This is a genomic window from Pseudoxanthomonas wuyuanensis (genome assembly GCF_900215535.1).
Lineage (GTDB): Bacteria > Pseudomonadota > Gammaproteobacteria > Xanthomonadales > Xanthomonadaceae > Pseudoxanthomonas_A > Pseudoxanthomonas_A wuyuanensis.
Window position 1 is genome coordinate 373,033 of sequence record NZ_OCND01000001.1, and the last position, 14,662, is coordinate 387,694.

The 14,662-nt window shown below is 66.5% G+C and carries 16 protein-coding genes; 12 read left to right on the forward strand and 4 right to left on the reverse strand.

Translation table 11 applies throughout. The features are described from left to right. Positions 1-42 precede the first annotated feature (42 nt). The 4 genes from CRO39_RS01685 to CRO39_RS01700 all read left to right on the forward strand — a co-directional run bounded on the left by CRO39_RS01685 (position 43) and on the right by CRO39_RS01700 (position 3,839). Positions 43-1,629 (forward strand): tetratricopeptide repeat protein, encoded by a 1,587-nt coding sequence (locus tag CRO39_RS01685; protein ID WP_141400677.1) that lies wholly within the window; start codon positions 43-45, stop codon positions 1,627-1,629. Next, positions 1,626-2,345: a hypothetical protein gene (locus CRO39_RS01690; RefSeq protein ID WP_238394604.1), complete on the forward strand. Its 720-nt coding sequence runs from the start codon at positions 1,626-1,628 to the stop codon at positions 2,343-2,345. The genes CRO39_RS01685 and CRO39_RS01690 overlap by 4 nt, the downstream gene beginning before the upstream one ends. 236 nt (positions 2,346-2,581) lie before the next feature. Then, positions 2,582-3,178, forward strand: coding sequence for a hypothetical protein (locus tag CRO39_RS01695; RefSeq protein ID WP_141400678.1), 597 nt, complete (start codon positions 2,582-2,584; stop codon positions 3,176-3,178). Between the two features lie 139 nt (positions 3,179-3,317). After that, complete coding sequence (locus tag CRO39_RS01700) at positions 3,318-3,839, forward strand: Pvc16 family protein (protein WP_097120134.1); 522 nt, start codon at positions 3,318-3,320, stop codon at positions 3,837-3,839. A gap of 35 nt (positions 3,840-3,874) precedes the next feature. Here CRO39_RS01700 and CRO39_RS01705 read toward each other — a convergent pair whose 3' ends face one another. Continuing rightward, complete coding sequence (locus CRO39_RS01705) at positions 3,875-4,837, reverse strand: GlxA family transcriptional regulator (protein WP_097120135.1); 963 nt, start codon at positions 4,835-4,837, stop codon at positions 3,875-3,877. Between the two features lie 166 nt (positions 4,838-5,003). Here CRO39_RS01705 and CRO39_RS01710 point away from each other — a divergent pair, with 166 nt between their 5' ends. The 5 genes from CRO39_RS01710 (at position 5,004) to CRO39_RS01730 (ending at position 8,452) form a co-directional block, all read left to right on the forward strand. Continuing rightward, the gene (locus tag CRO39_RS01710) at positions 5,004-5,354 is read left to right on the forward strand and encodes a cupin domain-containing protein (RefSeq protein ID WP_097120136.1); all 351 of its coding nucleotides are present in this window, start codon (positions 5,004-5,006) and stop codon (positions 5,352-5,354) included. Continuing rightward, positions 5,351-6,205, forward strand: coding sequence for an MBL fold metallo-hydrolase (locus CRO39_RS01715; protein WP_097120137.1), 855 nt, complete (start codon positions 5,351-5,353; stop codon positions 6,203-6,205). Before CRO39_RS01710 ends, CRO39_RS01715 begins: the two co-directional genes overlap by 4 nt. Before the next feature lie 101 nt (positions 6,206-6,306). After that, the gene (locus CRO39_RS01720; protein ID WP_097120138.1) at positions 6,307-6,771 is read left to right on the forward strand and encodes a helix-turn-helix transcriptional regulator; all 465 of its coding nucleotides are present in this window, start codon (positions 6,307-6,309) and stop codon (positions 6,769-6,771) included. Between the two features lie 29 nt (positions 6,772-6,800). Then, complete coding sequence (locus CRO39_RS01725) at positions 6,801-7,223, forward strand: VOC family protein (protein WP_238394603.1); 423 nt, start codon at positions 6,801-6,803, stop codon at positions 7,221-7,223. A gap of 173 nt (positions 7,224-7,396) precedes the next feature. After that, positions 7,397-8,452 (forward strand): DUF5694 domain-containing protein, encoded by a 1,056-nt coding sequence (locus tag CRO39_RS01730; protein WP_097120139.1) that lies wholly within the window; start codon positions 7,397-7,399, stop codon positions 8,450-8,452. A gap of 160 nt (positions 8,453-8,612) precedes the next feature. Here CRO39_RS01730 and CRO39_RS01735 read toward each other — a convergent pair whose 3' ends face one another. Together CRO39_RS01735 and CRO39_RS01740 are read right to left on the reverse strand one after the other, a co-directional pair. Further along, the gene (locus tag CRO39_RS01735; RefSeq protein ID WP_097120140.1) at positions 8,613-9,218 is read right to left on the reverse strand and encodes a DUF1579 domain-containing protein; all 606 of its coding nucleotides are present in this window, start codon (positions 9,216-9,218) and stop codon (positions 8,613-8,615) included. A gap of 102 nt (positions 9,219-9,320) precedes the next feature. Beyond that, entirely contained in the window at positions 9,321-10,163 is an 843-nt protein-coding gene (locus CRO39_RS01740; RefSeq protein WP_097120141.1) for a class I SAM-dependent methyltransferase, read from the reverse strand. A gap of 238 nt (positions 10,164-10,401) precedes the next feature. Here CRO39_RS01740 and CRO39_RS01745 point away from each other — a divergent pair, with 238 nt between their 5' ends. Further along, positions 10,402-11,367 carry a M14 family metallopeptidase gene (locus CRO39_RS01745; RefSeq protein ID WP_097120142.1) on the forward strand — a complete coding sequence of 322 codons (966 nt, stop codon included), beginning with the start codon at positions 10,402-10,404 and terminating at the stop codon, positions 11,365-11,367. A 127-nt stretch (positions 11,368-11,494) separates the two neighbouring features. On the opposite strand, the gene CRO39_RS21130 is transcribed toward CRO39_RS01745, so the two are convergent. After that, complete coding sequence (locus CRO39_RS21130; protein ID WP_238394602.1) at positions 11,495-12,052, reverse strand: hypothetical protein; 558 nt, start codon at positions 12,050-12,052, stop codon at positions 11,495-11,497. Positions 12,053-12,227: 175 nt separating this feature from the next. Here CRO39_RS21130 and CRO39_RS01755 point away from each other — a divergent pair, with 175 nt between their 5' ends. Continuing rightward, positions 12,228-12,494, forward strand: a complete 267-nt coding sequence (locus CRO39_RS01755) for a DksA/TraR family C4-type zinc finger protein (RefSeq protein WP_097120143.1) — start codon at positions 12,228-12,230, stop codon at positions 12,492-12,494. Positions 12,495-12,612: 118 nt separating this feature from the next. Continuing rightward, a complete protein-coding gene (locus CRO39_RS01760) occupies positions 12,613-14,451 on the forward strand; it encodes a DUF885 domain-containing protein (protein ID WP_176520139.1) in 1,839 nt (612 codons plus the stop codon). Positions 14,452-14,662 lie beyond the last annotated feature (211 nt).

Sequence of the window (14,662 nt, forward strand, 5' to 3'; positions counted from 1 at the left end):
ATCGGTTAACTTGCGTGCGGGGATTGGAAAACGGGGAACGGAATGAAGGAACGCATGCGCCGTGGTTGCGCAATGGTCGTGCTTGGATTGCTGGCCCTGCCGGCCTTTGCCCAGCAGTTGGGACACGTGCCAGCGCATGTAGCGCCAAAGCCGCCCGAGGCCTTGGCCGCGTATTTCGCGCAAGTGCGCCAGGCCGAGCAGATAACCGACCCGGAAAAGCGCTGCCTGGCCTATCCGGATCTTCCCGGCAACCAGTGGCCCGCGGGCGCGGCAGAATGGCGCTGCCTCATGCTGCGCGCACCGGTGTTGCCGCTGGAGGAGATAGAAGCCAGGCTGGCCACGCCCGACGGTGCCGCGTGGCTGGAACAGCGGCTGGAAGCATTGCTGGAGGCCAACTACAACGATCCGCGCGAACGCGACCGCCTCTTCCCGGTGTTCAATCTCTTCGACAGCAGCGAGCGTGCCGGCAATATCGCCACGCTATGGCTGCGCCAGATGCCGCAAAGCCCGTTCGCCCTCACCGCCATGGGCAAGCATCGCGCCGCACAGGGCTGGGACGCGCGCGGTGGGGCGTACATCAGCAAAACTTCCGAGGCGCAGCTGAAACGCATGAGCCAGTTGTTCGCCGGCGCGGCGCCGTTGCTGGCCGAGGCACTGGAGCGCGAGCCCCGCCTCACGCCAGCCTGCCTGGCTCTGGCCGGAATCGGACGGCAGTCGTCCGATGCCTTGCAACAACAAGCGCTGGCGCAATGCCTGAGTGCCGATCCGGCGTCGTACGACGTGGTATGGGAATGGATGACCGCCGCCATGCCCAAGTGGGGCGGCTCCCTGCGGGCGATGAACCAGGTTGGCGCCCATGTATTGCAGCATGGCCCTGAAAATCCAAAGCTGTATTCGCTGCTTGCGGAGCCGCCGGGCTACGAAGCCGCGCAGATGGATACCTATGCCGAAGGCAGGGAAGGCTTCGTCGCCGCCTCTCGCGCCGGCCCTGGCGCTCGGATGATGACCAGCGCGGGTCGTGCCTATTGGGCGAAGGACGATTCCTGGACGGCGCTGGTGTATTTCTCGCAAGCGCTGCGTTTCTGGCCCCGTTCGCAGGAGGTGGGTAGGCTGCGCGGCGTGGTCCTGCAGCAGCTGGGGGACTACGCGTGGGCGCTCGAGGACCTGTTGCCTACCGTCGCCGCGGACTCCGAGGACATGAATACGGATGCCGACATGGACATACGGATGGATGCCCAGTACGCCATTGGGCACGCATTGCTCTCGTTGAACCGCATCGAAGAATCGCGGCCATACTTCTTGCGTGCACGGCAGCACCCGGCGCATGAACTCAACGCGCTGGAGAATTACTGCTTCACCTATGTCTATACGGCCGAAGCCGCAGGCACCCAGCAGGCGCGTGACTGCACGGCGGAGCTGGTGAAGCGCAGGCCGAGTCATGCCATGAGCTGGTTTTGGCGTTACCAGGCGCTCGTGGCTGCGCGAGACGAGCGATGGGTGGAGGCGGCCGGGCAGTTCGTGTTGCATGCCGATCCCAATGATTCCTGGCAGCAATCGGTAAAGAAGGAAATGCTGGCCGGCGGCGTGCAGCCGGCCAGATCCGTCGGCGAAAAACAGGCGAAACCATGAACAAGAAAATGCCTGGGGTGTTGTTGTTGTGCGGCGTCTGGGCCGGTGCCGCTTTGGCGGCACCGCCATCTGCGCCCAAGCAGCCCACCGTGCTGCCGTTGACGGCGCAGGTAGAAGGCAAGGGTTATGCCCAGTTGTCGGCGCAGTGGTGGCAGTGGGCGTTGTCCATGCCGGTTGAACCCTATCTTGATCCCGACGGACGGTTCTGCGCGATCGGGCAGGACGGCCCGATATGGTTCCTGGCGGGAACGGACGGCAGTTTCGATGCGCTGCGCGAATGCAAGGTGCCGTTGGGCAAGCATCTGTTTCTGCCGGTGATCAACATGATCCAGCAGACCCCGTTGGGCGTGAAGAAAGGCAAGACGGTGATGTCGTGCGATCGCCTGCAGGCGTCGGTGGCGGTCAACAACGATCATCTGGCCAGTGCAGTGGTCCTGATCGACGGCGTAGCGGTGAAAAACGTGGCCAGCTACCGGGTGCGCAGCGATGGTTGTTTTCCCATATATCCGGATCTGCCAGAAGATGACCGATACATCACGCCGGTGGCGGCCAGCGATGGGTACTGGCTGTTGATCCCGCCACTGCCGGTGGGAAGGCACACCATCGTGGTGGGGGCGAACTACGGCGCGCCCGAAGGCGGCTTTCACCGCATGATGCAGAACTTCGAATATGTGCTTTGGGTTGGCATGGGCGACGGATTCGCAATGCGCGATTAGCCTGTGGGCTTGTTGTCGCGGGTCGAACTTGGTCCCAGAACACGGGTACGTGAAACTGATTCCGTTCATCCGGTCCGTAGGTTCAACGCCCTCTCCCACTTGCGGGGAGGGCGGAGGGGCAGGGCAGCGGGACCATAGCGAGCACAAGGCAAGCGGAATGTCCGGCGGACGGACGAAGGTGCGTTTTCCTCTGCGAAGCGACCGCAAGCTGCGGTCTGCACGGAAGGGAGAACGACATGCCGCTTCGTCACCTGTTGGTTGTCTTGTGGGCCGTGGCCGCCTCGTGCGCCGGTACCAGCGCCTGGGCGCAGGCCGAAGCGCCGGCCAGGCAGCTCAATCCTGTGGTCGATCCTGCGACAGCGCTTTGCCTGCGCACGCCGGCCAAGTGCCCCAGCTTCAAGAACACGCTCAGCTTTCCTGCGCATGCCTTGTCGCGTTCGAGTTTCGGAACTTTTTCCGTGCATACGCGCGGAGTGAACTGGAATGGCAACAATGGGGCCATGTCGTTCACGATGCGCCGGCCAGCGGGATTCAAAGGCAACCGTCTGCGGCTGCGTTTCTTCTACGAAATCACCGACGACAGCGGCGGCGATCTGCAATGGCTGGTGACAGCGGTATCGCTGAAGCATGGAAGCGGTTTTGAAACCTACGGCAGCGTCGGTACCGCCAGCGGCCCGGTGCCGGAATCGCCCACGATTCTGCAGGAAAGCTCGTTGATCGTCTCGCCGGGGCAGGGCTGGACTCCCGCCGGCGATTGGTGGTATTTCGAGATTGGCCGGCAAGGCAGTTTCCAGGGCGGGTTGCGGCTGATGTCGGTGGCCGTGGAGTACTGATGCGCCGGCAAAGCGCAGCAGGCGGAACGAGCCTGCGCTGCGCGCTGTGAAACGGGCACGGCTGGCTGCACAACGGCCGCAGTCCGGCGTATCTTCGGCGCAGGCCGTGCCTGACGGCGGATGACAACCAGGGGGCACCATGTCGTCGGATCAACTGATTGCAGTGGCCACGGATGCATTGCGTGGCTTGATGCAGGCCGCCGTGCCGCCCGCTACCGCGGTGGTCGTGGGACCGCCTTCGCCCGAGGGCGAAGAGCTTTCAGGCCTTTCCGTGCATCTGTACCGCATCGCCGTGCTGCCGCTGGTGCGTGCGGTGCCGGTGCTCGGCAACGATGGGCGGCGGAAGCGGCCTGAGCTGGGACTGCAGCTGGATTACCTGATCAGCGGACTGGGCGGCGAGGCGCTGGAAGAACTCGGACTGCTGGGCGCTGCGCTGCAGGCGTTGACGGACTCGCCGGTGCGTGAGCGCCAGCGGTTGCCCGAACTGTTGTCGCAGCCGGATCGGTTGTCCACGGTGTCGCCGGGGACGCTCACCATCCAGTGGCGGGTACTGGACATGCCGGCCGATCAGATGTCGGGCATCTGGCTGGCAAGCCGGATGCGCCAGCGGGGCGGGGTGTTCTGCAGGGCGGAAGCGGTCTGGCAGGCAGTGCGGGAGTGAGCCTGGAAGGTTCCAACCGGACAGGTTGAAGGCGCCTACAGGTTTGCCCGCGCATGGCCGAACGCGGCCCGGTATGCGGCCGGTGCGATACCGATCCTGCCGGCGAAATGCTGCCGTAGCGAATCCGCGCTACCCAGGCCGCAGGATTCGGCGATGCGCTCCATCGGCAGCGCGGTGGTTTCCAGCAGTTCGCGGGCCCGTCCGAGCCGTTGCTGCAGCAGCCACTGCAACGGGCTGGTGCCGGTTTCGGCGCGGAATTTTCGCGTCAGGGTGCGTTCGCTCAGATGCGCGCGCCGGGCCAGCTCGGCCAGCGAGATCGGTCTGTCCAGGTGCCGGCATGCCCATTCGCGCAGCGGCGCCAGCGAATCTCCGCGTTGCTGGCTGGCCGGGCGCGGAATGAACTGCGCCTGGCCGCCAGCGCGGACCGGCGCCACCACCGTCATGCGGGCCACCTCGTTGGCGACGGCCGCGCCGTAGTCGCGCATCACCAGATGCAGGCACAGGTCGATGCCGGCGGCAACGCCGGCGGAAGTAACGATGCTGCCGTCTTCGACAAACAGCACGTCCGGCCGCACCTCGATGGCGGGGAAGCGGCTACGCAGTTCGTCTGCGCGCAGCCAGAAAGTGGTGGCGCCGCGTCCTTCCAGCAGACCCGCCTGGGCAAGCGCGAAAGCGCCTGTGCACAGCGATACCATCCGCCTGCAAGCCTTGTGCGCCCGCTGCAAGGCACGGATGACCACCGGGTCGAGCGGCTCGCGCGAGCCGGAGCCGACAACGATGATGGTGTCCGCCTGACGCAGGATGCCCAGGCCCTGGCGTATGACCAGGTCCAGGCCTTGCGCGGCATCGGCGCTGGCCACGGTGCCGGGGCGCGGGGTGCACAGCTTCACCTCGTAGCCGGGCGCGCCATCGACCCGCGCATTGCCGAGGATCAGCCCGGGAATCGCAAGATCGAACGCGGTGACCGGCGGCAACGCCAGGACGGCGACATGGTGCATGGCTGGAATATCCCGATCAATGTCAATCCGGCCACTAGTCTAGCGTCCCGTGAAACCGGACAGTAGCGCTGGACCGCCCGGGTTCTCCGGACGGTGTCTGACAGCCGGCCGTGCCGATGTTGCGCCATGCGCAGCGGCACCGCCCTTATCCGATGAGCGAGACCCCATGCATAACCCCGAAACCCAGGACGTGCTGCCCGATGTGCAGGCAGTGGATATCGACACGGTGGCGCCGATTGCGATCGGGCCCGGATGCCTGCGCCGGGATCTGCCCTCGCGCAGCGGCGTGCGGATCTGGGTGGTGGATATGGCGCCCGGCAGCGTGTGGCCGCATGTGGACCAGCACGACGCGCAGGGCGAGGATGTGTACGTGATCAGCGGCACGATGATCGATGGCGCGCACTCGTTCGGCGCCGGCAGCTATCTCAAGTTCGCCGCGCACAGCCGGCACCAGCCACGTACCGAGACCGGCGTGCGCCTGTTCGGGTTCAATCTGCTTGCAGGGACAGCGCCATGACCCGCGGCCCATCTGCCGGCGGCATCGGCCGGCGCGGGTTTCTGAAGGGCGGGATTGCCGCGGCGGTTTCGCTGGGGCTGGGCGTGCCCGCCGTGCGGGCGACCGGCAACGATGCGCTGCGCGTGCAGCGGCTTGCCTGGGCCGGTATTCGCCTGCAACTGGCCAACGCCACGCTGTTCGTCGATCCGTTGATCGATCCGAACATCTGGGCATCGGCGCTGGCCGATCCGATGGTGGCCGTCGACGACGCCGTCGGCGACAGCTACGTGCTGGTCACCCATCGCCACCCGGACCACTACGATGCCAGCGCGGTGGCCGCTGCGCTGCGCAACGGCGGCACGCTGGTGCATGCGGAAGGGACTTCGTTCCATCCGCTACCGGCCAATGTGCGCGAGCGGCTCTCGCCGCCGTGGGAGCCGCAACTGCTGGGGGATTTCACCGCCACTCCGGTTCCGGCCGTGGACGGGTACGGCGATCGGCAGGTTTCCTGGGTGGTTTCCGCCGGCGGACGGCGGATCTTTCACGGCGGCGACACCATGTGGCACGGCAACTGGTGGCGCATCGGCCGCCAGTTCGGGCGCTTCGATGCGGTATTTCTGCCGGTCAACGGCGCGCGCTTCTCATGGCGCAAGCCGGCCAGCGACGAGTCGGCGGTGTTGACCCCGGAGCAGGCGATGTCGGCCGCGACGATACTTGGGGCCAGGTACCTGGTGCCTATCCACTATGGCGTCAGCGGTGCGGAAGGGTATGCCGAAGTGGACGACGTCCTGGGGCGCCTCCAGCGCGCGGCCGCGCCCGGCGGCCCGCAGGTGCGGATTCTGCGGCCCGGGGAATGGCTGGATTGGGACTGAGACCGCGCAGGCCAATCCTTCCGTGGGTGCGGGAGCGGCTCCGAGCGGCGCAAACCCGGCCGGCTTGAGCGTCATGCGTGCGCCGTGGGATCATCGCGCCCGTGACCCGTCCATCTGCCCCGGCACATCATCTGCGCGATCTCGCACGGCTGCGCCGCGTGCGCGACCGCATCGATCGCGAATACGCAAAGCCGCTCAATGTCGAGGAGCTTGCCGGCGGCGTCCACATGTCCGCCGGGCATCTGAGCCGCGAGTTCAAGCTTGCCTTCGGCGAGTCGCCTTACAGCTACCTGATGACCCGGCGCATCGAGCGGGCGATGGCGTTGCTGCGCCGCGGCGACCTCAGCGTCACCGAGATCTGCTTCATGGTCGGCTGTTCGTCGCTGGGCACCTTCAGCACGCGCTTTGCCGAACTGGTCGGCGTGCCGCCCGGCGTTTACCGGCGGGAGGCGGCGCGGGCGACCAAGGGAATGCCGGCCTGCGTGGCGCGGCAGGTGACCCGGCCGGTCAGAATGAAATCGGTCAGGAATGAAGAAGCGGCGGCCACCGAGCCGAGTCTAGGATGATGGCCCAACCCAAACCGAGCCAGTTCACGATGAGCACGACTACCATGGACATCCGCATTCACGCCAGTTTCCTTCCGCACAGCGACCCGGACGCCTCGCTGGCGTTCTACCGCGACATCCTTGGCTTCGAGGTCCGCAACGACGTTGGCTACAACGGCATGCGCTGGATCACGGTCGGGCCGCCCGCTCAACCGGCGACGTCCATCGTCCTGTACCCGCCGGAGGCCAGCCCGGGCGTCAACGACGACGAGCGCCGCACCATTGCCGAGATGATGGCCAAGGGCACGTTCGCCACCTTCCTGATGGCCACGGCCGATGTCGATGCCGCTTTCGAGCGGATACAGGCCAAGGGCGCCGAGGTGGTGGAAGAACCGACCGACCAGCCGTACGGAGTACGCGACTGCGCCGTCCGCGATCCCGCCGGCAACCTGATCCGCATCCAGCAGCATTGAATCCAGTGGAGTGAAGTGAGGCCGCAAGCCGTAGGCTGGGTTGGTTTCACCAACCCGGCAGATGGGCTCGCGACGCATCGCAGAAAGGCCCTGTGCCCAATGTCACATGCGCATCCGCGTTCGCATCGTAAAGATGCGCACGCGCCCATGGGCGCTCTTAACTGGAGGCGTGCATGAGCAAGCGATGGGCGAAGTGGTGGTGGGCGTTGGCGCTGGCGGGGCCGGCCGTGGCGCAGGCGCAGGTCGATCTGACCGTGCTCGACAAGGACATGAGCGGGGCGCCTGCCCAGGTCCTGGTGCTGGGGTCGGTGCACCTGAGCGGGATGCCGGATAGCTTCAAGGCCGAATCGCTGGAGCCGGTGCTCGACCGGCTGGCGGCGTTCAAGCCGGACATCATCGCCATTGAGGCGATGTCCGGAGAGGAATGCGATCTGGCTGCCCGTCATCCCACCGTTTACGGACTGGATTACTGCGGAGATACCGATGCGGCGAAGGCGGCGACCGGACTGGACGTGCCTGCCGCCATTGCCGAGGTCAACCGCCTGCTGGATTCATGGCCCGCGCAGCCGCTGCCGTGGCAGCGGCGCCAGCTGGCGTCGCGGTTGCTGGCGGCCAACGACCGCGCTTCCGCGCTGGTGCAGTGGCTGCAGTTGCCGGTCGCCGAGCGGCGTGCGGGCGATGGCCTGGATGATGCGCTGGTGGTGATGCTGCAAGCGCTTGAGACGCGCAACAACGAGAGCTACCAGATTGGCGCGCAGCTGGCCGCGCGGCTGGGCCTGCAGCGCGTGCATGCCGTCGACAACCACACCGGCGACAACGTCCGCGTCGCCGACGAGGAGGCATTCGGCAAGGTGCTGCAGGCGGCCTGGGATTCGGGCAGGGCGGCGCTGTCGGCAATGGAGAAACGGCAGGCCGCATTGACGAAGAAGCACGACATGCTGGGGCTGTACCGCGACATCAACCATCCCGAAAACATGGCGATGCTGGCCGACCTCAATGCCGGCACCGCGATGCGCTTGAGCTCGCCGGAGCGCTATCCGCAGGTGTGGGTGGCGGGTTGGGAAATCCGCAACCTGCGCATGGTCGCCAATATCCGCGAAACCTTCCGCGAACGCCCCGGCGCGCGCGTGCTGTCGGTGGTCGGCGCCTCGCACAAGCCGTGGTTCGACAGCTGGCTGGGGCAGCTGCAGGGCGTGGAGATTGTCGATGCGGCGCAGGTGTTGGAGTGAGCGCCGGTCGCGCAAAGCCGCCGGTTCGCCGGAACCGATATCCGTCATGATGACCAGCCCAGCAACGACCTGACGCGACGATGCCCGGCATGCGCGCGGCGGGCCAGCCGGGTGGAAGATTCCACCCGGCCGGCGCATCGCTCCGGCGGTTGGCGCCGGACTATTGCCCGCGCTTGGTGTAGGTGATCTCCATCATCTTGGCTTCCTTGCCGTCCGGGCCCGGCGCATACATGTCGAAAACCTCGGTGGAGGGGTTGGTCCAGCGGGTGGTCATGCGGGTGGTCTGCAACTGCTTGGTGACCGGGTCGTGGTGGCGGCCGGTATAGGTGCACGACAGGTTGGCGTCGCAGCTGCCTTCGCTGACCATCAGACCGGTGCTCATGCTGTCGACCCAGGTTCCCCAGTACTTGCCGGTGACGTTGTCGTAGCCGTGCAGGCCCTGGCCGCTGAAGGACTGGCCCATCATCTGCGAGCTCACTTCCTCCACCATCACCCGGCCGCCCAGGATCATCCTGCGCGTGGCGGTGCCGGTGTCGGTGGTCGGCTCGCCGCCTGGGTTGTGCCAGCTCTTGATCGTCAGGTCGTAGGTGCCGGCCATCGAGGCCAGCTTCTGGTGTTCTGCGCCGGGGGTGCCGGCCTTCTGGAACGCCTCCATCATCGCCTGCATCTCGGGCGTCATCTGCGGCGGTGCGGCTTCCTGCGCGGCGAGCGGGCCGCCCAGCAGCAGGGCGAGGGCGGCCATCGAAACAGCTTTCTTGCGGTTCATGCGGTGCCTCCTGGTGGCGGGAATCGATTGTGCGGGAGTATGTGCGCCAGGCCGCGCTCAGACGGCGTGAAGAAGCCGCCCGGCCGGTACCGCGCTGCCGGTTCAGCGCCGCATTGCCGCCACGCCATCCAGCGCCGATTGCGCCTTGAATCCCGCCCTTTCCAGCCGCCTGGCCACTTCGCGCGGCACATCCCGTCCGCTGGTGAGTCTGTTCGGGCTGCCGGTGTAGTGGAACAGGCGGCCGCCCTTGCGCAGCACCCGCGCCAGCTGGTCGTAGAAGACCTGCGAGTAGAGCTCGCCGGCGATGCCGAAGCGCGGCGGGTCGTGCAACACGGCATCCACCGAGGCATCGGAGACCTGCGCGATCGCCTGCGAGATGTCGGCATGGGCAAGTTGCAGGCGGCCGCCGCTTTCGGGATCTTCCGGATCCGGAGACCAGGGATTGAGCGTGCGCAGCCAAAGCACATCGGCGTTCTTCTCGAACGAGCGGATGCGTGCGGCACCGGCCTCCAGGCAGCACGCGGCGAAGTAGCCCAGGCCCCCGCAGGTGTCCAGCACCATCTTCCCGCGCGGTTCCACCAGCGCAACCTTGCGCCGGGCATCCTGCAACGGCGATTCCTTCGAAGTGGGCAGCATCTTGATGCCGTCGATCTCGAAAGTGGGCGCGCCCCATTCGCTGGGCACCAGTTTGATCAGCGAGCCGGAATAGCGGGAAATCGGCGCGAATTCGTCGCCATCCCAGTAGTGGATCGTGCGGTCTTTCAGCTTTCCCGGGTAGGGATAGAGCTCGCCCCGCCATTGCCAGGTGTCGGCCTCCAGCAGTGCCTCTCCGCTTGAGCGCCCCAGATCCAGCGAACCCGTCCATGCGCCCATCCCGCCATCGCGCGCGGCCAGCAGCGCCTGGCCAACGTCGCGGGTGAGCAGAGGGCCGGAATAATGGGGCATGGCGGGCGATCTCCTGGAACGCCGATGGAATGGTCGGCTTTGTTTCCAGTGGCTAGTTTGACGCCTGCGTGGCGATAACGCATGGCTGTTCGGTGGCTGCATCGCCGCGGCGCCTTGCGCCGGCGAAACGTTTGGATTGGCCAAGCCCGCCGACCAGGAGCGGTTGCGGGCGACGGCAACGCCAACCTGCGGTGATAAAGTGCCTCGCTTCCCGGATGCCAGCAGAGCGAACGACACCATGACGAGCCATGCCTTCTATCCCATCGGTACGCCCGGCCAGCCGTGGGGTGACGCGGAAAAAGCCGAATGGCGGTCGCGACAGACACGCCAGCGCAGCTATCAGGAGGACGTGCTGACAGTGATCGACCGGCTGCGCAGCCGTTTCGACGTGGTGCAGTACGGCGAACTGGATTACGCGCCGGACGGCGTCTATCCGTTGTTCGCCATCCGCAGCCGCGACTGGGACGACGCGTTGCCTTGCGCGCTGGTGACCGGCGGCGTGCACGGCTACGAGACCAGCGGTGTGCACGGGGCGCTGCAGTTCGCCGAACGGCATGCGGCGGGCTACGCGGGCCGGATCAATCTGCTGGTCGCGCCGTGCGTCAGCCCTTGGGGCTATGAGCGCATCCACCGCTGGAATCCGGATGCGGTCGATCCCAACCGCTCGTTCCGCGAAGACAGCCCGGCGCAGGAGTCCGCGGCACTGATGCAGTTGGTGGCGCCGCTGCGCGATCATGCGCTCGTGCATATCGATCTGCATGAGACCACCGACACCGACGAGTCGGAGTTCCGCCCGGCGCTGGCCGCGCGCGAAGGCCACGCGTTCGAACCCGGAGAAATCCCCGACGGCTTCTACCTGGTCGACGACAGCGAGAATCCCCAGCCCGAGTTCCAGCAGGCGGTGGTGGCGGCGGTTGAGAAAGTGACCCATATCGCCCCGGCCGACGCCAACGGCGAGATCATCGGCTCGCCGGTGGTGGCGCACGGCGTCATCGAGTATCCGTTCAAGCGTCTTGGCCTGTGCGCGGGCGTCACCAACGCCCGCTACACCACCACCACCGAGGTCTATCCCGACAGCCCGAAAGCCAGCCCAGAACAATGCAACGCCGCGCAGGTGGCGGCGGTCTGCGCAGCCATCGATTTTGCGTTGGCGCATCGCCTGGCGCAGCTGCGCGCCGCACAGTCGCCGGCTGCGGGCGCGTAGCCGCCGCGGCTGCGCCCGCAGGCCAATGACGGCTGGTTCCAGCCAGCCGACCATGTCCTTGGTCACCGCCAGCGCCCTGCAATCGGTTTTCCGGTCCCAGGGCGCCATGCGCCGGATCCTGCAGTCGTCAATTGTCCTTGCCGTCGTCTTTTTCCTGCTGCTCCTCGGCCTTCGGGGCGCCCTGGCGACTTTGCGGTGTCGTTGCTTGCTGTTGGGCAGGTTGGCCGGCCTGCTGCTGGTTACGCTGCATCCCTGCGCCGGCGCCCGGACCCATGCCTCGGCCCATGCCCATGCCGCCAGCTTGGCCCAACGGCACGTCCGGCAACTTGACCCCGCGCTCGGCCGCGCGCTGCTGCATTTGCTGGTGATGCTGCATACGGAAGGCGTCGCGCTCTTGCTGGGTCTTGAGGCTGCGCAGCTGGTTGCGGTGCGCGGCGCGCTCTTCCGGCGTCATCAGCTGGTAGCCGTAAACCTGATCCTGATCGCTCTGCTGCTGGTTGCCCAGGCTTTGTGGCGCCTGGGCGCCTTGTCCGCGCCCTTGCTGCGCATAGGCGGGCGCGCAGACGGCCAGAGCAAGGCCGGTGGCGACAACGAGTGCGGATATTCTGGACATGGGACACCTCTTGCGTGTGGATGTACTCCGCATCATTCGCCGTTCCGCGGGAATGTCATTGATGCGAATCAATCGGAAAAAATGGCAGGCGGGCGTTTATCTTGCCGTCACCTTGACGGCAACCGGCCGGCACAAGGCCAGGCTGGGGACGCCCCCGCCGTCGCGCCAGGGCAGCTTGAAATGGAGCGGTATCCGCCGCATCTAGGTCGAACAGGGCATCAGGCAGACAGTGCGGGAGGTAACGACCATGGCAACCGGATGGGCGGGCGATGGTGCAGTGCAAGACCAGATAGATGCCACGGTGAAGGACGGGATCGAACGGGCGCGGCGCAAGCTCCCCGCCGGGCCCAGCCAGAGCCATTGCGAGGAATGCGATGCGCCCATCCCGCTGGCGCGGCGGCAGGCCGTGCCCGGCGTGCGGCTATGCGTGGCCTGCCAGGAAGCGGCCGACGAGGCGGAACACGCCGCCGGCCTGTACAACCGCCGCGGCAGCAAGGACAGCCAGCTGCGCTAGCCATGCGGTTCCGTCGTCGCCGGCGGCGATTGCCGCACCGGGTCGATGGCGTGGGTTCCCTGTAAAGTTGCGGGCCTGTTTGCGGCCACCGATACCGTTCATGCCCACGAAAATATCCTTGCTCGTTCTGGGCGCCGTTTGCCTGCTGGCCGGTGCCGGTGCCGTTGCGGCGGTGCCTGAGCCCGCGGCCACTGCGCCGTCGTTCAACGCGATGATCGATGCGCAGACGATGCGCGCCATCAACGCCAATCCGGAACTGCGCACGATGCTGGGAATCGGCGGGACCGGGGACGATACTTCCGATCGCCTGACCGACGTTTCGCTGGCCCGCCGCGACGGGATAAGAGCAGATCTGGCCGACAGCCTGAAGCGGATCCAGGCCTGGGATCGCAATGGGCTCGATGCCCAGGAGCGGCTGACCTACGATCTGGCCACCTGGTTCTACAACTCCCAGATCGAACTGATGGCCCATGCATGGGCTCCGGCATGGATGCCGATGGGGGACAGCACCTATGCCGTGGATCAGTTGTTCAGCGCGCCGGTCAATCTGCCGCAGTTCATGGACAATCACCACGCGGTCGGCGACGAGGCCAGCGCACGGAACTACATCGCAAGGTTGCGCGCGATGGGCGACCGGCTGGACCAGGTGCGGGAAAATTTCGAAATGCAGGTCGGGCAGGGCGCAGTGCCGCCGGAAGTGGCGTTGCAGGGTGCCGCCAGCCAGTTCCGCGCCTTGCTGCAGCCGGTGCCGCAGGACAGCGTGTGGGTGCGTTCGCTGCAGCGCAAGCTGGACAAGCTGCCGGCCATTGCGCCGCAACGTCGCGCCGAACTGCTGGCCGAGGCCGCCGCCGCCGTGCAGGAACGCACCAATCCCGGTTATGCCCGATTGCTGGCGAGCGTGGACGAAGTGCTGGCCCGGAAGCCCGGCAATCATGGCGTCTGGGCCGCGCCGCAGGGCGCGGCGTACTACGACGCGGCGCTGCGCTGGTATACCAGCACCGGGCTGGATGCCGATGCGATCCATCGGATCGGCGTGGAAGAAGTCGCAAGGCTCGAACAGGCAATGGACGCGCGCCTGCGGCAGATCGGCCTGGGCAACGGCGCGGTGGCCGACAGGATGGGCCAGTTGCGCGATGACCCGCGCTACCGCTATGCCGACTCGGCGGAAGGGCGCCAGCAACTGATCGAGGACATGGAACGCCGCCTGGCCGATCTGGAACCCATCCTGCCCGGATACTTCGGCCGGCTGCCGCCGCAGAAGCTGGAAGTGAAGCCGGTGCCCGAGCACGCGCAGGCGACATCGCCCGGCGGTTACTACTATCCGCCGGCGCTGGATGGTTCGCGCCCGGGGACCTTCTTCATCAATCTGGGCGATATCGAAACCAACACGCGCTGGAGCACGCCGACCCTGGTCTATCACGAAGGGGCGCCCGGCCATCACTTCCAGATCTCGATCGGCCAGACCTTGAGCGATCTGCCATTGCTGCGGCGCTCGCTCAATCCCAGCGCCTTTACCGAAGGCTGGGCACTGTATGCCGAACAACTGGTGGCCGAAGCCGGCGTCTATCGCGACGACCCGGCCGGCGACATCGGCCGCCTGCAGGCGGAGATGTTCCGCGCGGTGCGGCTGGTGGTCGATACCGGCCTGCACCGCAAACGCTGGACGCCGGAGCAGGCCATCGACTACATGCGCGGCAAGACCGGCATGAAGGAGTCCGACGTCCGCCTGGAGGTTCACCGTTACCTGGTGCAGCCGGGCCAGGCCTGTTCCTACAAGATCGGCCACCTGAAACTGGTGGAACTGCGCGAACGCGCACGCACGCAACTGGGCGACCGGTTCGACATCGGCGCCTTCCACGACCTGATCCTGGGCAATGGCGCGCTGCCGCTGTTGCTGGTCGAACAGGTGGTGGATGAGTGGATCGCCGCGGGTGGGGTTGCTGTCGCCAGCAAATAGGTGCCGCAGAACTCACCTGCGGCCTGGCTGCGCCTGCTTGGGAAGTTGTGGGATCGAGGTCAGTTGCGGCCACGAGCAACGGTGTCGCGACTGACGTCGCTCCCACAACGGAACGCCTGCTGGGTTCGACATATCAGCGCAGCTGCCGTTCCCAGTTCGCGATGTACCGTCGTATGCGGATCTTGCGAGCCCAGCCTAAGCGGCTCCCGTT